The 20,181-nt window shown below is 31.8% G+C and carries 18 protein-coding genes; 15 read left to right on the top strand and 3 right to left on the bottom strand.

Features of this window, described 5'->3' with window-relative positions:
• Window positions 1–189: 189 nt before the first annotated feature.
• The 10 genes from C1I91_RS20860 (at window position 190) to pflA (ending at window position 10,687) form a co-directional block, all read left to right on the top strand.
• Window positions 190–804 carry a DUF5105 domain-containing protein gene (locus tag C1I91_RS20860; protein WP_128214612.1) on the top strand — a complete coding sequence of 205 codons (615 nt, stop codon included), beginning with the start codon at window positions 190–192 and terminating at the stop codon, window positions 802–804.
• Between the two features lie 523 nt (window positions 805–1,327).
• Window positions 1,328–2,251 carry an aspartate carbamoyltransferase gene (pyrB, locus tag C1I91_RS20855; protein ID WP_128214611.1) on the top strand — a complete coding sequence of 308 codons (924 nt, stop codon included), beginning with the start codon at window positions 1,328–1,330 and terminating at the stop codon, window positions 2,249–2,251.
• Window positions 2,251–2,691: an aspartate carbamoyltransferase regulatory subunit gene (locus C1I91_RS20850; protein WP_128214610.1), complete on the top strand. Its 441-nt coding sequence runs from the start codon at window positions 2,251–2,253 to the stop codon at window positions 2,689–2,691. The genes pyrB and C1I91_RS20850 overlap by 1 nt, the downstream gene beginning before the upstream one ends.
• A 3-nt stretch (window positions 2,692–2,694) precedes the next feature.
• Window positions 2,695–3,906 (top strand): dihydroorotase, encoded by a 1,212-nt coding sequence (locus tag C1I91_RS20845; protein WP_128214609.1) that lies wholly within the window; start codon window positions 2,695–2,697, stop codon window positions 3,904–3,906.
• Complete coding sequence (gene pyrF, locus C1I91_RS20840; RefSeq protein ID WP_128214608.1) at window positions 3,899–4,792, top strand: orotidine-5'-phosphate decarboxylase; 894 nt, start codon at window positions 3,899–3,901, stop codon at window positions 4,790–4,792. The genes C1I91_RS20845 and pyrF overlap by 8 nt, the downstream gene beginning before the upstream one ends.
• Window positions 4,782–5,522: a dihydroorotate dehydrogenase electron transfer subunit gene (locus C1I91_RS20835; RefSeq protein WP_128214607.1), complete on the top strand. Its 741-nt coding sequence runs from the start codon at window positions 4,782–4,784 to the stop codon at window positions 5,520–5,522. Before pyrF ends, C1I91_RS20835 begins: the two co-directional genes overlap by 11 nt.
• Window positions 5,523–5,533: 11 nt before the next feature.
• Window positions 5,534–6,430 carry a dihydroorotate dehydrogenase gene (locus C1I91_RS20830; RefSeq protein WP_128214606.1) on the top strand — a complete coding sequence of 299 codons (897 nt, stop codon included), beginning with the start codon at window positions 5,534–5,536 and terminating at the stop codon, window positions 6,428–6,430.
• A 41-nt stretch (window positions 6,431–6,471) separates the two neighbouring features.
• Window positions 6,472–7,032: an orotate phosphoribosyltransferase gene (gene pyrE, locus C1I91_RS20825; protein WP_128214605.1), complete on the top strand. Its 561-nt coding sequence runs from the start codon at window positions 6,472–6,474 to the stop codon at window positions 7,030–7,032.
• A 457-nt stretch (window positions 7,033–7,489) separates the two neighbouring features.
• The gene (pflB, locus tag C1I91_RS20820; RefSeq protein ID WP_128214604.1) at window positions 7,490–9,715 is read left to right on the top strand and encodes a formate C-acetyltransferase; all 2,226 of its coding nucleotides are present in this window, start codon (window positions 7,490–7,492) and stop codon (window positions 9,713–9,715) included.
• A gap of 249 nt (window positions 9,716–9,964) precedes the next feature.
• Window positions 9,965–10,687, top strand: a complete 723-nt coding sequence (gene pflA / locus C1I91_RS20815) for a pyruvate formate-lyase-activating protein (protein ID WP_128214603.1) — start codon at window positions 9,965–9,967, stop codon at window positions 10,685–10,687.
• A gap of 119 nt (window positions 10,688–10,806) precedes the next feature.
• Here the strand turns inward: pflA and rd are convergent, their stop codons facing one another.
• The gene (gene rd, locus C1I91_RS20810; protein ID WP_128214602.1) at window positions 10,807–10,968 is read right to left on the bottom strand and encodes a rubredoxin; all 162 of its coding nucleotides are present in this window, start codon (window positions 10,966–10,968) and stop codon (window positions 10,807–10,809) included.
• Between the two features lie 159 nt (window positions 10,969–11,127).
• On the opposite strand from rd, the gene C1I91_RS20805 reads away from it, so the two are divergent.
• Entirely contained in the window at window positions 11,128–12,429 is a 1,302-nt protein-coding gene (locus tag C1I91_RS20805; RefSeq protein ID WP_164880611.1) for a M48 family metallopeptidase, read from the top strand.
• Between the two features lie 165 nt (window positions 12,430–12,594).
• Here the strand turns inward: C1I91_RS20805 and C1I91_RS20800 are convergent, their stop codons facing one another.
• A complete protein-coding gene (locus C1I91_RS20800) occupies window positions 12,595–13,206 on the bottom strand; it encodes a 3'-5' exonuclease (RefSeq protein ID WP_128214600.1) in 612 nt (203 codons plus the stop codon).
• Between the two features lie 462 nt (window positions 13,207–13,668).
• Window positions 13,669–14,571: an arginase gene (gene rocF, locus C1I91_RS20795; protein ID WP_128214599.1), complete on the bottom strand. Its 903-nt coding sequence runs from the start codon at window positions 14,569–14,571 to the stop codon at window positions 13,669–13,671.
• A gap of 342 nt (window positions 14,572–14,913) precedes the next feature.
• Here rocF and C1I91_RS20790 point away from each other — a divergent pair, with 342 nt between their 5' ends.
• The 4 genes from C1I91_RS20790 (at window position 14,914) to C1I91_RS20775 (ending at window position 20,176) form a co-directional block, all read left to right on the top strand.
• Window positions 14,914–15,867 (top strand): L-lactate dehydrogenase, encoded by a 954-nt coding sequence (locus C1I91_RS20790; protein WP_128214598.1) that lies wholly within the window; start codon window positions 14,914–14,916, stop codon window positions 15,865–15,867.
• Between the two features lie 301 nt (window positions 15,868–16,168).
• Window positions 16,169–17,266: an LCP family protein gene (locus C1I91_RS20785; protein WP_128214597.1), complete on the top strand. Its 1,098-nt coding sequence runs from the start codon at window positions 16,169–16,171 to the stop codon at window positions 17,264–17,266.
• Between the two features lie 432 nt (window positions 17,267–17,698).
• On the top strand, window positions 17,699–19,075 hold the full coding sequence (locus tag C1I91_RS20780) for a PhoH family protein (RefSeq protein WP_128214596.1): 1,377 nt from the start codon (window positions 17,699–17,701) through the stop codon (window positions 19,073–19,075).
• A gap of 255 nt (window positions 19,076–19,330) precedes the next feature.
• Entirely contained in the window at window positions 19,331–20,176 is an 846-nt protein-coding gene (locus C1I91_RS20775; protein WP_128214595.1) for a M15 family metallopeptidase, read from the top strand.
• Window positions 20,177–20,181: the final 5 nt, after the last annotated feature.

Here is a 20,181-nt window from a genome sequence, read left to right as displayed (position 1 = left end):
ATATACTGATTAAGTAAATTATTTGTTAAGCAGAAAGGAAAAATTAATCTTTAAATTTATAAAATTATAGTTTTATATAACATAAAAAAACATTATCAGGTTTCCAATTGTAGCATCGGATCACTAGTAATTTAAATTCAACACATTTATTTAGTATTAGTTTAATTAATTTTATAAGGGAGAAGTTTAATGAGAAGAATTAAAAATATTTTTATATTACTTATGGCTGTATTACTTTCAACTTTAACACTTGTAGGCTGTGGAGAACCAAAAGTCACTCCAGAGGATAGCGCCAAGACCATTTTAGATATAATTATAAAAAATGATAAAAGTAACATTGATAAAGTTGGTATTACAGAAAAGGAATATACAAATATTAGAGAATCTTTTGAGGGTGGATTAATGAAGGGAATATCCTCTTCTGGCTTAGACGAAAGTATATTAACAGATGAAGTTAAAAATAAATTGAAGAGTGATATACTTACAGGACTTAGTAAAGTAAGCTATGAAATTGGAGCGGTATCTAAAGAAAAAGATTCCGCCAAGGTAGAAATTAAAATAAAAGGGTTTGATATGGATAAGATATCTAAAACCGCTGAGGATAAGCTAAAAAAGGAATATGAAGATAATCAGTCTATGACGGAGAAGCAGATATATCAAGAGTCTTTTAAGATAGTAGGAGAAGAAATCGCCAAAGGTACATTTGTAGAAAATCCTAAGACAGTGACTCTAACCTTTACAAAAGAAAATAATGTTTGGATGCCTAAAGAAAGTGAACTAGTGGATCTAATGAAGGAAATTTAGCAGTTTAGAATAATTAAAGCACTATGAATTAAGCTGAATATTACTTATGGGTAGATAATATATTTTAGTTTGATAAGTTGACATCACGTATAATAAATGGTATTCTATGTTTAACAATTAACCTTTAACTTGATCCAGAGAGATCAATAAGGAAGTTATATTAATGCTAAAATAGAAGATAGACCAAGATAATCTTTAGAATCATAAAATTGTTTGACTTAATTGGTCAAGTTGTTAGCCACAATTTTTATGCTGGTTTATCTGAATGCCGAGATAGCGATTTATTATGCCTTCCTTTACAGGAAGGCTTTTTTATTCTTTAGGAAAGGATAAAAAAAGAAAGATATGTCGCCTGCTATATTTTTTCGCGTAGCTTGAAAATTGGCAGATTGGTAAAGAACAACTCACAAAAGAGAAGTTGGCAGTTCTTAAATATGAATTCTTGCATATAGAAGAATATTAGCATTCTATATAGTTTTCCTTCTTTAAATTAACACAGAGATGTTAAAAAGGAGAGATGAATATGTTAAAAGGCAGAAGTTTAATAGACCCAATGGATTTATCTAAGGATGAATTGGAAAATATATTCCAGTTAGCAAGTCAAATAATGTCCTCTCCAGAGGAATTTTCTAAAGTTTGCGAAGGCAAGCTTCTAGCAACGCTTTTCTTTGAACCAAGCACCAGAACAAGATTTAGCTTTGAAGCAGCTATGATGAGATTAGGTGGGAAAGTAATTGGATTTTCAGAACCTAATTCAAGTTCAGTTTCAAAAGGGGAATCTCTTGCAGATACCATTAGAACAGTAAGTTGTTACGCAGATATAATAGCTATGAGGCACCCAAAGGAAGGGTCAGCCAAAGTAGCATCTATATATTCAGATATTCCAGTTATCAATGCTGGAGATGGGGGCCACCAACACCCAACACAAACCTTAACTGATCTACTTACTATCAAACAACTTAAAGGTAGCTTTAACAATATGACCATAGGAATATGCGGTGATTTAAAGTTTGGTAGAACAGTTCACTCCTTATTAAAAGCCATGTCAAGATATGAAAATAATAGATATATCTTAATCTCTCCAAGTGAATTGCAAATTCCTGATTATATTAGGGAAGAGGTATTGAAATATAACAATATAGAGTTTATGGAAGTTGAGAGCTTAGAACAATCAATAGAATCTCTTGATATTCTATATATGACAAGAGTTCAGAAAGAAAGATTCTTTAATGAAGCTGAATACTTAAGACTTAGAGATAGTTATATATTAGATAGAGAAAAGTTAAAAAGAGCAAAGAAGGATTTGATGATCCTACATCCACTACCAAGGGTAAATGAAATAGATTATTCCATAGATGAAGACGAAAGAGCGTGCTACTTTAAGCAGGCTAAGTATGGGATGTATGTAAGAATGGCACTTATTGCAAAGCTTTTGGGGGTGAGATAATGCTTCAGGTTACAAGTATAAAAAAAGGAATTGTTATAGATCATATAACAGCTGGCATGGGAAATAGCATATATAAATATCTTAATCTAGACAATGCTGATTACTCAGTAGCTCTTATAAAGAATGTTGAGAGTAAAAAGCTAGGAAAGAAAGATATTATTAAAATAGATAATGTTATAGATATAGATTATGAAATTCTTGGCTTAATATCACCATCTATATCTATAAATATAGTAGAAAATGAGAATATAGTGAAAAAACTAAAGACAAGACTCCCAAATGTAGTTGAAAACTTAATAAAGTGCAAGAACCCAAGGTGTATAACTACTGTGGAAAATTATATTTCTCAAAAGTTTATATTAACTAACAGAGAAAAAGGAACCTATAGATGTGGTTATTGCGATGAAGAACACAAGCTTACTATAAGACTGGAGGAATAAAAAATGGATTTACTAATAAGGAATGCTAATATAGTTGATTTAAGTCACAACTTTTACGGTGATATATATATAAGAGACGGCAAGATTGAGGAAGTAGCAAGCAGCATAGAGGATAAAGACTGCAAAGTTATTGACGCAAAGGGAATGACTGTAATGCCGGCATTTGTAGATATGCATGCACATTTTAGAGAACCAGGTTTCACTTATAAAGAGGATATATATACTGGTTCAAGAACTGCAGCAAAGGGTGGTTACACTACTGTAAACCTAATGGCCAACACTAATCCTATTGTCAGCAGTAAGGAGATTTTAGATTATGTGTATAAAAAGAATGAGGAAGTAGGATTAATTGACCTTCATCAATGTGTATCAATAACAAAGGATTTTGATGGTGCTACAATAGCACATTTGGAGCAGTTTTCTGAGGAAGTAAAAGCTATATCTGATGATGGAAAAGGAGTATCTGACTCCAGGGTTATGATGGAGGCTATGAAAAAAGCTAAGGAAATGGACTGGCTTGTGATATCCCATGCTGAAAGTCATGAATTTTCTGATATAGACATGAGACTAGCTGAGAACATGATGACTTGGAGGGATGTTAGTCTTGCAAAGTTTACTGGAAGCAAGCTTCATATGGCCCATGTAAGTACAAAAGAAGCTATGCAATATGTGATTGAAGCAAAATGTGATGGGGCAAAAGTTAGTTGTGAGGTTACTCCACATCATATAGCTTTATGTGATGAGGTATCAAACTACAGAGTTAATCCGCCAATAAGAAATAAAGAAGATGTGAATTTCCTTATTAAAGCCATAGCTCATGGAGATGTAGATGTTATTGGTACAGATCATGCTCCACACTCACAGGAAGATAAAGAAAAAGGGGCTCCAGGATTAATAGGCTTAGAGACAGCTTTCCCAATATGTTATACAAAGCTTGTAAGAGAAAAATATATCAATTTAAATAAGTTAAGTGAAATGATGAGTGCAAAGCCAGCAGAGCTTCTTAAGTTAAATAAAGGTAAGACTTGTCCAGGTTTTGAAGGAGACTTAGTAATACTTAACTTGGAACAGTCTTTTAAGGTAAGTGAAGAACAGATACTTTCAAAGAGTAAAAACACTCCATTCTTAGGTTGGGATCTTTATGGAATAGTAGATAAGACAATTAAAGCTGGAAGAGTTATTTTTGATAGACAGGAGGATACTTTAAATGAGTAATCAAATAGTTGATAGATTATACGAAAAAGTAGAAAAAAATGGTGTGGTTTGCGTAGGTTTGGATACAGACATAAGCTACATACCAGAATCGATAATAAATGAATTTACCAATATTGAGGATGCTATTTTTCAGTATAATAGGAGAATTATTGATGCTACTTATGATGTAGTAGCTTGTTTTAAACTTCAAATTGCTTACTACGAAGCTCTTGGAATATCAGGCTTAATAGCTTATAAAAAGACTTTAGAGTATCTAAGAGAGAGAAAGTTAATAACAATCGCTGATATAAAAAGAGGAGATATAGCTGCAACTGCCAAGATGTATGCAAAGGCTCACTTTACAGGAGAGTTTGAAAGCGACTTTATAACCTTAAATCCATATATGGGTATGGATAGCATAGAGCCATATCTTCCTTACTTAGAAAGTAAAAGCAAAGGTATATTTGCACTAGTAAAGACTTCTAATAAAGGTTCTGGAGATATACAAGATTGCAACATAGATGGAAAAGGTACTGTATATGATCATGTAGGAAATATGATAGAAAGCTTAGGAAGAGATTTCCTTGGAAATAGTGGATATAGCTCCTTAGGTGTGGTAGTTGGTTGCACTCATATAGAACAGGCAAAGAGGCTGAGGGAAAATTTAAAATCATCATATTTCTTAATACCAGGATATGGGGCTCAAGGAGGAAAGGCTGAGGATGTGGCTGTATCTTTAAGAGTAGGTAACGGTGGAGTGGTAAATTCATCAAGAAAGATACTGCTTGCATATAAGGAAGAAGAAAACTATCTGCACTTTGAAGATAGCTCCAGAAAAGAAGCTATCAGAATGAGAGAAGATATAAGAAGAGCAGTTCTTGAGCTGGAGGCGAAAAATGAAGGTTAATTATCAAAAAGTTAAGATTGTAAGCAATATAAATCTATGTAGCAACATATTTAAACTTTCTATCCAGTGTGATGATTCAATAATAGCAGGTCAATTTTATATGTTAAAGCCTAGAAGAGCTCTTCTTGGAAGGCCAATATCAATATGTGAAAAAAGTGATGGAATAATATCCTTTTTATATGCAGTGGTTGGTACAGGTACTGAGGAGTTTAGAGAGTTAGAAAAGGATGATTATATAGACGTAATAGGACCACTGGGTAACGGATTTGATGAGAAGAAAGATTACGGAAGAGTCGCATTAGTAGCTGGTGGGATAGGCATAGCACCAATGCTTCAATTAGCTAAGGTTATAAAAGAGAATGGTAATTCTAAAGTTTTAGATTTGTATGCAGGTTTTAGAGATGAAACATACCTGTTAGAAGAGTTACAGGACTTTACTGATAGTATATCAATAGCTACAGATAAAGGAACCTTTGGACATAAGGGATTTGTTACGGACATTATAGATTACTCTAATTATGATACTATTCTATGCTGTGGACCAGAAGTAATGATGAAGAAGGTAATAGACAAGTCAAAAGAAAATAAGATTAATATATATGCTTCTATGGAAAAGCATATGGCTTGTGGCGTTGGAGCTTGTCTTGTATGTACTTGTAAAACAAAAGAAGGAAATAAAAGAACTTGTAAAGATGGGCCAGTGTTTAATGGTTACGATCTTGAACTTTAGGGAGTGATGCTATGCTAAAGGTAAATATAAATGGAATAGATTTTAAAAATCCTCTTATCGCGGCTTCAGGAACCTTTGGATTTGGGGAAGAATATGCGGATTTCTATGATGTAGGGATCTTAGGAGGCATTAGTTCAAAAGGGTTGACTCTAAATAAACGCCAAGGAAATGGTGGTATAAGGGTGTTTGAAACAGCTTCTGGAATGATGAATAGTGTAGGTCTACAAAATCCTGGAGTAGATGCATTTATACATGAAGTCTTACCTAAGATGAGGAAAATTGATACCAATATAATAGCTAACTTAGGTGGAAGTACTATTGATGATTATGAAATAGGTGCTTCAAAGCTAGATAAGACTGATATAGATATGATTGAATTAAATATATCTTGTCCTAATGTCAAATCTGGTGGAATGGCTTTTGGAATAAAGTGTGAAGTCGCAGAGGAAGTAGTTTCTAAGGTTAGAAAGGTAACAACTAAACCTCTTATGGTTAAGCTTTCTCCTAATGCAGAGAATATAGTGGACATGGCTTTAAGTTGTGCTAAAGCAGGGGCTGACTCCTTGTCTTTAATAAATACGGTAAAAGCTATGGCTATAGATATAAAGAAGAGAAAGCCTGTGTTTGACAATACTTTTGCAGGATTATCAGGACCGGCAGTTAAGCCTATAGCTTTAAGGATGGTATATGAAGTATCTAAGGCTGTAGATATACCTGTAATAGGTCTTGGTGGAATTATGAATGCCAATGATGTGATAGAATTCCTTATGGCAGGAGCCAAAGCTGTTCAGTTAGGTACTGTGAATTTTGTAAACCCCATGGCAGCAGTGGATATAATAAGAGATCTAGAAAGGTTCTTAGAAGAGCAAGGAATAAAGGATATAAATGAAATAGTTGGGATCATATAAAAGTAATATATAAATTTATAATTTAAGAGGAGATGTAAGATATGGTTTTAGAGATATTAAAGGAAGTAGAAGCATTATTAGAAGGACATTTTTTGTTATCATCAGGAAAGCATTCAAATAGATACTGCCAATGCGCTAAGCTATTACAACATCCAGACAAAGCAGAAAAAGTACTAAGTGTTGTAGCAAAACAATTATCTGAGATAGATTTTGATCTAGTAGTAGGACCAGCGATGGGGGGCGTTATAGTAGCTTATGAAGTAGGAAGACAGTTAGGTAAGCCCGCTATATTTACAGAAAGAGAAAACGGAGAAATGACTTTGAGAAGAGGCTTTACTATAAAGCCAGGGCAAAAGGTTGTTATAACTGAAGATGTAGTAACTACAGGCAAATCATTCAAAGAAGCTGCAAAGGTTATAGAAAGCCTAGGTGGAGAAGTTGTAGCAGTAGCTTGTATTGTTGATAGAACTACTGGAAATGTAACAGACTATCCTATGGTAAGCGCTATAAAGCTTGAAATAGAATCCTATGAAAAAGATGAATGTCCATTATGTAAAGAAAATATTCCATATATAAAGCCTGGTAGCAGAAATATAAAATAGTATAGCACTGTTAAAGTATAGTATTAAAAATAACTAGTTATTAGTGTTATTCTTTAATTAATTTATGCAAAGAACTAATATAATTTTGTATAATTTAAACTCTCACTAATAGTGAGAGTTTAATACATGTGAATGATGATTATACAGAATGAGTAAGGTAGCATTGTTAAAATATGAACTTGAAGTTTATGTAATTAAGACCTTCAGATTCCATTTACTTAACACTGTGATATTGTTAAAATATAAACAAACATTATGATTTTATATGCAAATTAATGTAGAAATACGCCATAATTTAGGTATAATTTAATATAAGGCATAAAAAAATGATAATAGTATAATATATATTGAAACTGCATTTCAAATGAAAAAAGCTATTAACAAATGTGTACTAATATAGTATAATATTATTATAGTCTTTAAATGTAGCAATAAGCTGCAAAAAGGAGGTAATTTCATGTATAAACAATGGGATGGATTTAAATCAGGTACATGGCAGGAAAAGATTGACGTAAGGAACTTTATCCAAAAAAATTACACATTATATGAAGGAGACAAGAGCTTCTTAGCTGGTCCAACAGATAAAACTAAGAAAGTTTGGGAAATATCAAGCAATCTTATAGTTGAAGAAATTAAAAAGGGAATTATAGATGTTGCTGTGGATAGAGTATCAGGAATCGACAATTACGAGCCTGGATACATAGACAAAGATAATGAAGTAATAGTTGGGCTACAAACTGATGCACCTCTTAAGAGAATTGTAAATCCGTTTGGTGGTTTCAGAATGGTAGAACAATCTCTAGAAGCTTATGGCTATGAATTAGATAAAGATATAACTGAATATTTTCCTAAGTATAGAAAAACTCACAACCAAGGTGTTTTTGATGCTTATAGTGAAGAAACAAGAGCTGCTAGATCGGCAGGACTTTTAACTGGTCTTCCAGATGCTTATGGTAGAGGTAGAATAATTGGTGACTACAGAAGAGTTGCACTTTATGGCATAGATTATTTAATAGAAGAAAAGAAAAAGGATTTAAAAGAATTAAAAGGCGATTTCTTAGATGAGTTAATAAGAAAGAGAGAAGAAGTTTCAGAGCAAATAAGAGCTCTTAAAGATATTAAATCAATGGCTTCAAAGTATGGCGTTGATCTATCAGTTCCTGCAAGCAATGCAAAAGAAGCGGTTCAAGCTGTTTACTTAGGTTACTTGGCAGCTATTAAAGAAAATAATGGAGCTGCTATGTCTTTAGGAAGAACAAGTACATTCTTAGATATCTATATTGAAAGAGATTTAAGAAATGGCATTATTACAGAAGCAGAAGCTCAAGAAATAATAGATCAATTTATAATTAAACTAAGATTAGTAAGACATCTTAGAACTCCTGAATACAATGAGTTGTTTGCAGGGGATCCAACTTGGGTTACTGAATCAATAGGCGGAGTTGGTATCAATGGTAAGCCTTTAGTTACAAAGAACTCCTTCAGATATCTTCATACATTAATCAATCTTGGAACTTCTCCAGAACCAAACTTAACGATACTATGGTCTGAAAAGCTTCCTGAAAACTTTAAGAAGTACTGTGCTGAAATGTCTATCCTTACTGACTCAATTCAATATGAAAATGACGATGTTATGAGACCTATTTACGGTGATGACTATGCTATTGCTTGCTGTGTTTCAGCAATGAAGGTTGGAAAACAAATGCAGTTCTTTGGGGCTAGATGCAATCTAGCTAAGTCTTTACTTTATGCAATAAATGGTGGAGTAGATGAAAAGAAGGGTTCACTTGTTATAAAAGGCCTTGAACCTATTACAGATGAAGTTCTTGATTTCGATAAGGTTAAGGAAAGTTATGATAAAGTATTAGAATACGTTGCTAAGCTTTATGTTGATACAATGAATGTAATTCATTATATGCATGATAAATATGCTTATGAAGCAGGTCAAATGGCCCTACATGATACAGAAGTAGGAAGACTTATGGCTTTTGGTATAGCAGGACTTTCAGTTGCTGTAGACTCATTAAGTGCTATAAAGTATGCTAAGGTTAAGCCAATAAGAGAGAATGGAATAGCTGTTGACTTTGAAATAGAAGGAGACTTCCCTAAGTACGGAAATGATGATGATGCTGTAGATGATTTAGCAGTACAATTAGTTGAAAAGTTCTCAACTGAATTAAAGAAGCATCCTCTATACAGAGATGCAAAGCATACACTTTCAGTGCTTACAATAACATCAAATGTTGTTTATGGTAAGAAAACAGGAGCAACACCTGATGGAAGAAAAGCAGGAGAAGCTTTTGCACCAGGAGCAAACCCAATGCATGGAAGAGACGCAAATGGAGCTTTAGCATCCTTAAACTCTGTAGCTAAGATACCATATACTCCATTCTGTGAAGATGGTGTATCAAATACATTCTCGATAGTACCAGATGCTTTAGGTAAAGAGCATGACATGAGAGTAGATAATCTAGTTTCAGTTATGGATGGATACTTCTCACAAGGAGCTCATCACCTAAATGTTAATGTATTTAATAGAGAAACTTTATTGGATGCAATGGATCACCCAGAAAAGTATCCAACACTAACAATAAGAGTATCTGGATACGCAGTTAACTTCAACAGACTTACAAGAAATCAACAATTAGAAGTAATAAGCAGAACATTCCACGAAACTTTATAATAAATTAAAGGAAGCTCAATAGAGCTTCCTTTATTTAAAGATAGCTTTTGGATACAGTATAACAATTGGTACAATTATGATTAAGCTTTAAAATAAGGCTATGTTTAAGAATATTGTTGAAATTAAGTGGTCATGAAGGAGATGCTATATGAGCGAGCAATTAGCGTAAGCTCATCTAAGCATCGGATGACTGACCGCTTAATTTCAACACAGTAATTTAACAGAGCCTAAAATAAAAGAGGTGGAAGCATGATAAAAGGAAAAATTCATTCTATAGAATCCATGGGATTAGTTGATGGACCAGGTATAAGAGTTGTTGTGTTTTTTCAAGGCTGTAAGCTAAGATGTGCCTACTGTCATAATCCAGACACCTGGGACTGTAACAATAGCGGTACAGAAACAAGCGCTGAGGAGCTTATAAAAAAAATATTAAGGTTTAAACCCTACTTTGAGAAATCAGGAGGAGGAGTTACCTTCTCTGGTGGAGAACCATTATTGCAGCCAGAATTTTTAATAGAGTGTTTAAAGCTGTGTAAAGAGAATGGCATACATACAACCTTAGATACTGCTGGCTATGGACTAGGTGCTTATGAAGAAATATTAGAGTATGTGGACTTGATATTATTTGATATAAAGCACATAAAAAGAGAAGCGTACAAACAGTTAACTCTTTCAGAGGTAGATGAGTCTATAAAGTTCCTAGAGGTAGCTCAGAAGCTAAATAAGAAGCTTTGGATACGACATGTGGTTGTGCCTGGCATAACCGACAGTGAGAAGCATCTTGAGGAGCTAGGACAGTATATATTGAATATTAAGAATGTAGAGAAGGTTGAGCTTCTTCCATATCATGTTTTAGGTGTAAACAAGTACGAAAATATGAATATGAAATATAGGCTTAAAGATGTTAAGCCTATGGATAAAGAATATACTAAAGTGTGGCAAGATAAAATCAATAATATGCTAAAAAAATAAGTGGAATATTCCAAGTATAATCAGCTTTTAAATTAAGTTTAAAAAAATCACAACATTAAAAATTATAATTATGAATAACAAAAAGCTCTAGAATTCTAGAGCTTTTTCTTTAGTAATTATTATTCAACTACTGAAAATTGGTCCTTACCAACTCCGCATAGAGGACATAGCCAATCTTCTGGAATATCTTCAAAAGAAGTTCCTGGAGCTATTCCGTTGTCTTCATCTCCTATAGCTGGATCATAAACATACCCACATACATCACAAATATAACTTTTCATATCAAATTACCTCCTAAATTTATATAAAGTGTTATTAACAAATAATAATTATTAATTAATTCAATATTATTATAACATATGAAAATAATAAATCAAGTATATTTTTTCATAATTAGCAGAATTTATACTATAATATTAATAATGGAGGGAGGAGCTGTAATGAAAAAATTTGTACTCAATACTATTATAATCTTCATTTTTTTATTTTTTATAACATGTATTTTAACTTTTGGTATCCAACTAAGCTTAAAAAATCAAATTAAGGCTACAAACAAGGTTGAATACAGGGTAGCTGATAATAAGGTTTTGGTCCCACAACCTTCTCAAAGAGCTATAGCTAATTATCAGTTTTCTAAATTATTTTTTGTTTTGAGATTGGTGGTTACTTTTTCAATACCCGCTTTATTCATATTGCTTGGTGGCATAAAAATCACCTCTAGCTTAAAGGGAGTTGAGATAATAAAACTTCTTAAGCTTACAGCGCTTTATATGATGTTTGATCTTATTATGTCTATACCATTGTCTTTTTTTAGCTCTTTTTATAGAGCAAAGATAATAGGAATTTCTAATTTAACTTTTTTGCTTTGGCTAGAAGATTACCTAAAAAACTTTGCACTTACTCTTATTATAACATTGATATTTGTTTTTGTGCCCTATATGATATTTATAAAATTTAAGCGATGGTTTATTATCTTAGGGCTTCTTACAATACCTGTGGGGTTTGTTGGCAGTATATTAGCTCCTGTACTATTTGATCCTCTATTTAACGACTTTAAGCCTTTAGAAAATGTTCAAGTGAGGGATGCAATATCTGAAGTTGCTAAGAAAGCTAATATCGGAGATGTTAAGATACTTGAAGTGGACAAGAGTAAGGAAACAAAAGCACTGAATGCATATATGACAGGTATATTTAATACAAAAAGAATAGTCATATGGGATAATACTATAAATCAGTTAAGTACTGAAGAGATCAAGTCCGTAGTTGCTCATGAGATAGGCCATTATAAGCTTAATCATATATCTAAGTCCATAGTGCTTTCAGGAATACTTTCTATACTGTTGTTATGGCTCACAGATTTAATATCAAAAAATATAATAGGAAGGCTGAGCTTTCTAAAAAATAATATAAATAGCTATAAATCCTTAGCTGCCATACCAGTGCTTATTTTAGTATTTACAATATTATCTACCTTGTCGGATCCGATTACCAATTGGTATTCTAGAAAAATCGAAATGGATGCTGATAAGTTTGCAATAGAATTGACTCATGATAATCTAACTAATGCAAAATTAGAAGCAAGATTTATGGAGACTAACTTATCTATGGATGATGTAAATCCTATTTATAAGTTCTGGGTATATGATCATCCTACTCCTAAGGAAAGAATAGATATGAGTAACAATTATAAGCCTTGGGAAAGTGGTAACTATAGATTTGATAAGATAATTAATGGAAAGTAATATTAATACTAATAGCATAATCATGCAAGAGCTATATGTTAAGCAAGTGTTTTCAAGAAGTTATCAATTTATGAATCTTTTTATAGATTGTATTTTAAAGGAATAAGGTATAAAGCCTGCAATAAATTTCATTGTTGAACTTATTGCAGGCTTTAATTAAAGTTATTATTTATTGATCATCTTACTAAAGTAACCAGCTGGTATATGTTTTTGCTTTATTCCTTCTGTAACTGCAAGATAAGTGGCAGCTGTATCAAAACGAGCATCGTGGTAATTTCCGCTGCCTTCAAATAGGCTGTCTGCAGTTTGAGCAATCTTATCTTTAGTTATATTAAGAAATTTAATTAGTTCCTCTAGTTTAGGATTTTTGTATTCACCGTTTGGTTTTAGTAGCTTACAGACATTTTTATAATAATTCATAGTACAGAAAGTGCTTTTAGGTTCCCAGTCTTCTCCCATGCCAGAAAGTTCATGTTTTAAAAACTTTATATCAAAGGAGACGTTGTGCCCTATAACGAAGTCTGCTGTAATGAAGTCTTCATAAAAATCTTCTATTAAGTCCTCGAAGTACATACCGTTACTTAACTCATATAACTTCTCCATTGAGAAACCATGAACTTCTTCTGCAGCAGGGTCCATCTGGTCAACTGTAAAGAAGTAGTTTTTACCAATAGTTGTTTGAGGTTTAGTCGAAGAGTCCACCACTATGTAACTTAACTGACATATGCTGCCAGGTCTAATACTTGTGGTTTCAGTATCAAAAAATAAAAGTTTCATTATTATCCTCCAAAGTTATCTTAAGTCAGCTAAAGTCTTATGTTGTTTAAAATGATTGGCTTTATCAAAAATTTTGATTATGCTGAAGCAATTTTAGTATAATATTGTTAGCTTCATAAGATTTTTAAACAAAGATAAAGCATTTTGCATCACAAGACATAAGTTGATTAATTTTTTACATAATTATCTCTAATAACATAATATAATAAAATTATTGTTATGAAAAGTTTTAATAATAATAATTAGTTGGGAATATAGTAAAAATTCGCTGAAGCGACCTTCTTTAGTAAATTTTTTGAGCATTTGCCTTTACGAATGTACGTGAGGAAAATATGGCAGGCAACGTAATTTTATTTTTTACTCTTTACTTGAAGCTATGCTAAACCATCAATATTGCTAGGTTTAGCAAGGGGCAAAATATACTTTCGTAGACAGTAAAAAATCTCGGATAAGAATCCGAGATTAGAGATTTTCAGATATTACTTTAAGCATTTTAATACAGCTAGACAATGTTATATCTTCAATATCAAGCTTTGGATTAAACTCTACAAAGTCCATTGATCTTACTTTTTTAGTTTCAAGTACTGACTTTGTAATATCAGTAACTTCTTCTATTGATAAACCTTCGCTTACAGGAGTTCCTGTACCAGGTACTAATGAAGAATCTAAACAGTCAATATCGAAGCTTAAATGGAAGTTGTTGATTTTAGCTGCTTGAATAGCATTATAAAACTCATTAATTACTTCTTCAGTTCCTTTATCTTTTATAGCTTTAGTAGTCCATACGTTAAGTCCTAATTCTTTAATTAGATCCAATTCACCTTTATCTAAATCCCTTGCCCCTAATATGAAAATATTAGATGGTTTGACTTTTCTACCTTCTACATATATATCTACAAGGCCCTTGTAACCTAGTCCCATTGAAGCAGCTAATGGCATACCATGTACATTTCCACTTGGAGAAGTAGTATCTGTATTTATATCACCATGGGCATCAATCCATATTACTCCAAAGTCATCACCATGAAATTTAGCTGCGCCAGCGACTGATCCTAAGCCTAATGAGTGATCCCCACCAACAACAAAAGGAAAACAGTCAGAAGTTAAGGAATTATATACAATATGAGCTAAATTAGTATTCACTTCAGTTATTGGAGATAAATACTTCATTACGCTATGGTTTGTATATTTATCTTTTTCGTCAACTGTCTCAACATATAAATTTCCTAAATCATAAATTTTGTGTTTACCATCTACACTAAGGATTTGTCTTAATTCATTATCTCTTAAGGCATTTGGTCCAAATTCTACGCCTGGTCTATCACATCCATAGAAAAGAGGAACACCTATCAAATTAATGTTCATATGAAGCACCTCCAATAATCTTTTGTTAGCCAAAAAAGATTATATATTATATTAATACAAAATATAAGTATTTTTGAAAAAAAATAAAAAAAATGGTATGTTAATTTTTCTTAACATAAATAAATGTTAAAAAAATATCATTCTACTTGATAATTATTATTAAATCATATAAAATATTGTTATAGGATAGTATATTTATAACTTAGGAAAAGGATACTAATTAATATATAGTTTTTAGTATAAAACATATTTTATACCAGTAACAAAATCCACTAATAGATTATATTTCTAACATAGGGATGAACATAAATAATATATCCTAATTCAAGGAGGATGATATAAATGTTAAGAGACAAAGCAAGTAAAATATCAATAATTGGAGCTGGATTTGTTGGTTCTACAACTGCATATGCATTGATGCTAGAAGGATTAGCTTCTGAGATTGTTATAGTGGATATAAATAAAGATAAGGCGGAAGCTGAAGCTATGGACTTGGCTCATGGAGCCGCTTTTGTAAAAGCAATAGATGTAAGAGCTGGAGATTATGCAGACACTAAAGATTCAGATATAGTGATAATAACAGCCGGAATAGGCCAAAAGCCTGGTGAAACTAGACTTGATATAATAAATAAGAATTTAGCGGTGTTCAAGCAAATAGTTCCAGAGATAGTTAAGTATAGTCCTAATGCTATACTACTTGTAGTTTCTAATCCAGTAGATATACTGACTTATATAACTTATAAGTTATCAGGATTGCCACAAAATAGAGTTATAGGCTCTGGTACAGTTCTAGATACCTCAAGATTTAAGTCCATGTTAAGTGACCATTTTGAAATTGATCCAAGAAATATACACACTTATATAATTGGAGAGCATGGTGACTCAGAAATAGCTGCTTGGAGTTTAACTAATATTGCTGGTATGAGCGCAGAAGATTATTGCAGTAAGACTTGTGAAAAATGCGATGGTAACTTTAAGTTTACAATACCAGAAAAGGTTAAGAATGCAGCTTATGAAATCATAAATAAAAAAGGTTATACAAACTATGCGGTAGGATTGGCGGTAAGAAGGATTGTTGAAGCTATTTTAAGAGATGAAAATTCAATATTAACAGTTTCATCCTTATTTAAGGGCCAATATGGTATTGACGATGTATATCTAGCTATTCCAACTATTGTTAATAGAGATGGGGCTAACAAGATCCTTGAAGTGCCTCTATCACAAGAAGAACAGTCAAAGCTTAATGAATCAGCAGAAATATTAAAGTCCCATTTAAGAGATGCAAAGCTTCAATGATATTAAAGCTTAGTTGAACTTAAAAAAGAAAAATGCCTAATAATAATATAGTCATACTAAGAAGTTTCCTCTTAGTATGGCTATATTTTTTAATTAAATTATGAAAGTAGTAAGAACACTGCTAAAACTGCTATGAAAATTTTTATCCTATCTGAAAGAGTGTTGAAAATATAAATTTGGATATACTAAATTTAGTAGAATTTATAAGGTATATTATTTAAATTCTAATCTTAAGAAAGTATCTGTTCACCAAAATAGATATTTGCAACTATTTAAATTAAAGGAATCTAAGGTGATAGTTATGAAGAGAAAGGCAAAGAAGGTTTTTAAGATTACTTTTATAATATTATTAATAATGATTTTATCATGTTTATCAGCATATATGTATCTGAGGAATAGGATATATTCAAGTGATGCAATTAGTTTTTCGGAAAAAGAAGCAGGTATTCCTAGATATTTTGATAGTTCATTTCAACGAATAAATCCTTTGGCAGGCACAATAGCACTAGATGAAGAAAATCAAGGCTTTAGTGATCAAGATTATAAAGAACAAGAGGGCGTAATTAATGTACTGTTAATAGGAACTGATGGAAGGACATTAAATGAGAATTGTAGGTCTGATTCAATTATAATAGCTACATTAGATACAAATCATAAAAAAATTAAATATACATCAATAATGAGAGATTCTTATGTCCAGATTAAAGGTCATGGAGAAGATAAAATTAACAGTGCTTTTGCTTATGGAGGGCCTAAACTTTTAATAGATACAATTTATAGAAATTTCAATATAAAATTGGATAAATACATATTGGTAAACTTTTGGGGTTTTGAAGATATAGTAAATGAATTAGGTGGCATAGATATAGAAATAAAAGATTACGAAATAAAGGAAATGAACAAATATATAGGAGAAGTAGATAAGTTAAAATCACCAAATATAGTTAGACCAGGACTACAGCACTTAGATGGACAACAAGCCTTGGCTTACTCAAGAATAAGAAAAGTAGGTAATGGCAGTTATGAAAGAACAGAGAGACAAAGAAGAGTATTAACTGAAGTTGGAAAAAAGGTAATGAATATAAATCCAGTTCAGTATCCAAGTATATTAAATACAATAATCCAATATTTTAAGACTAATGTAGAGCCTATTCAGTTGATGAATTATGCATATACTGCTTATACAATGGGAGATGTAGCCTTCGAAGGATTACAATTGCCAGCCAGTGAACTATGTGAAGGTACATTATATAGAGGAACCTGGGTGTTTCTAATTGACAAACAGCAAAATGCAAGAATTCTTAATGAATTTATTTTTAATGATAAAAAATACAATCCACAGAATGTAGATAGAAGACAGGTACAGAGCGTAATAGAACAATATAAGAATAAGGAATAAGGAAAATAAAAAAGATATAATTTCCTAGATAGTAAAAAAAGATATAGGAAGATGAACATCCTATATCGAATGAAAATAAAAATAAAGTTAAGAGGGCAAATTAAATTCCGTTCAAAGTATATATATTCGCCATATTAATAAAAATTCCTTCTATAATATATTAAAATATATAGTGAAATTAAATAAAAATATATAAACTAGCAAATTCGCCGTAGATATATTAATAATTAATAATTATATTAAATTAACTAAACTAAGTTTGAAGTGTTGAACATATACATTTATAAAGGTACATTAATAAGTTTAAGCATAAAATTATTAAGTATAAAACGCTTCAGAAGTTTTTCAAATATACCATATTTTATAGTTAAATATATGATAATTAAATTGATTATTATTTCGAAGCGTATCTATAATAAGGGGGTTGTTAGTTTGAAAAAAACTTATGTACTTGATACCAACGTTTTGTTGTATTCACCAGGAGCTGTGTTAACCTTCGAGGATAATGATGTGGTTATTCCAGAAGTTGTTTTGGAAGAACTAGATAATTTTAAAAAGACAAATAATGACTTAGGGTTAAATGCAAGACATGCAGCAAGATTACTAGATAAGCTAAGGAAAGAAGGTAATTTAAGTGAAGGCATTCAATTACCTGGTGGAGGCAGTTTACGGGTTGAATCAAATCACTATGGAACTAAAATACCTCCAAGCTGGGATGTTATGAAAGCTGATAACAGAATAATTCAGGTATGTAAAGCGCTTAAAGAAAGCGGGGAGAATGTATATCTTATAACAAAAGACATATTTGAAAGAATTAAAGCTGATACGGTAGGAATTGAGGTTGATGATTTTCATGAGGAAGTAGTCCCTGAACAAGATAATCAGTATACTGGTAGAGTTGAAGTCTATGCCCCTCAAGAAATAATTGAAAAGTTTTATAAAGACAAAGAATTAAGTCAAAAAGAGCTTTATTTATATGATGATACTAGGCAGATATATATAGAACCTAAGCTAGAGATTAACCAGTTCTTGATAATTCATTCTTCGGAAAATAATAAGCAGACTGCCTTAGGGAGATTCGATGGACAGAAGGTAGTGCCACTTGTATATAAGGATAGTAAATCTTTTGGGTTATCTGCAAGAAATGTCGGTCAAAAATTTATGATGGAATGCCTTTGGACCGAAGCTTCAAAGGCACCACTTACTATAATAAAAGGACCTGCAGGAACTGCTAAAACTCTATTTTCCTTAGCAACTGGACTGCAAAAAATATTAGAAGAAGCTAACAGCCAGTTTAGAAGAATATTGGTATGTAGACCTAATGTAACCATGGACGAAGAAATAGGATATCTTCCAGGATCAGAACAGGAAAAAATAGCTCCTTTTATGAGGCCTATTTTTGATAATCTAGAAATACTGATAGATTCTGATGAAAATGAAAGATATAAGAATGAAAAAGAACTTAATGATAAAATAATGGAACTCTTCGATAGAAAGATAATTACTACAGAAGCAGTAGCCTATCTTAGAGGAAGGTCTATAGTTAAGAACTGGGTAATAATTGATGAAGCGCAGAATCTCACTCCTAAGCAGGTAAAGGCTATAATAACAAGAGTTGGTGAAGGAACAAAACTTATTCTTATAGGGGATCCTGATCAAATAGATCAACCATTCTTAGATTCTAGGTCCAATGGTTTGTGCTATGCTTCAGAAAAAATGAAAGGAAGTAAGCTGTGCTACCAGGTCACATTAAAATATGACGAATGTGAAAGAAGCCCAATAGCCTTTGAAGGTGCAAAAAGATTGTAAAAAAAGTATTAACGTAATTGAATTATGTTTTTGTTATAGATATAATAAAGCAGGTAGAAAATATTAAATACCTGCTTTTTACAGTTGTTAAGAAGTATAAAATTTATAAATTTAGGATAATAAAAGTAGTAGAGTTATGAGTTAAATAATAAAAAAGTATAACTCAGTATAACCAATAAAGGACTAATGACTAAAAAAAAGATTTTTGTTAAAATCAAATAGAACTCTAAGATAAAATTAAGAGGTGTTAATTTAATGGCTAAAAAAAAGGCAAATAAATCTTCGATTTTAAAAAGACTATTTTTCTTATATTCTTTTATTTTAATGATGTCTATAGTAGTTTCAGCTTCGATTATAACTGTGAATAAATCTAAAGATACAGTAGGAATTGTAAAGAAAAGCGAAAACTTGGCAAGTAACAACAGCGAGAAAACTATTTCTATTGATAACGAAAAGCCGGATGCTACAGCTGAAAAAAATGAGGCAAAGTTGACAAAGGAGAAAGTTGATAATATAGCGCAAAAAGATTATAGGCTTTTGCTTGTGAATAAAAATTATCCGTTGGATAGTACCTTTAAGCCTAATGAACTAGTTACCCCTAATGTCAAAAGAATTGGTTCAGTTTCCTTAGAAAATAGAAAGATGAGTAGAGAAGCTGCTAAAGCCCTTGAAAATATGTTTTTTGATGCAAAGAAAGATAAGATAAATTTAATTTTGGTATCTGCATATAGGAGTTATGAAAGTCAAGCTGATGTATATGAGAGAAAAGTTGAGACTGATGGCGCTACAGAAGCTAGTAAATATGTAGCTAAAGAAGGCTCAAGTGAGCATCAAACAGGGCTTGCTGTTGATGTAAACTCTTCTCCATACTATGATTTAGCCGAAGATTTTGAAAAGACTAAGGAAGGAAAATGGATTGCAGAAAATGCTAATAAGTATGGATTTGTAATAAGGTACCTAAAGGGGAAAAGTGATATAACAGGATATAATTATGAACCTTGGCATTTAAGATATGTAGGAACTGATGCAGCTAAATACATGTTTGATAATAATTTATGCCTTGAAGAATATGTACAGAAATTAGCATCGGAACAAAAATAACTTAA

The sequence above is a fragment of the Clostridium manihotivorum genome (genome assembly GCF_004015185.1).
Lineage (GTDB): Bacteria > Bacillota > Clostridia > Clostridiales > Clostridiaceae > Clostridium_AR > Clostridium_AR manihotivorum.
This window is presented reverse-complemented; position numbering and strand designations above follow the sequence as displayed.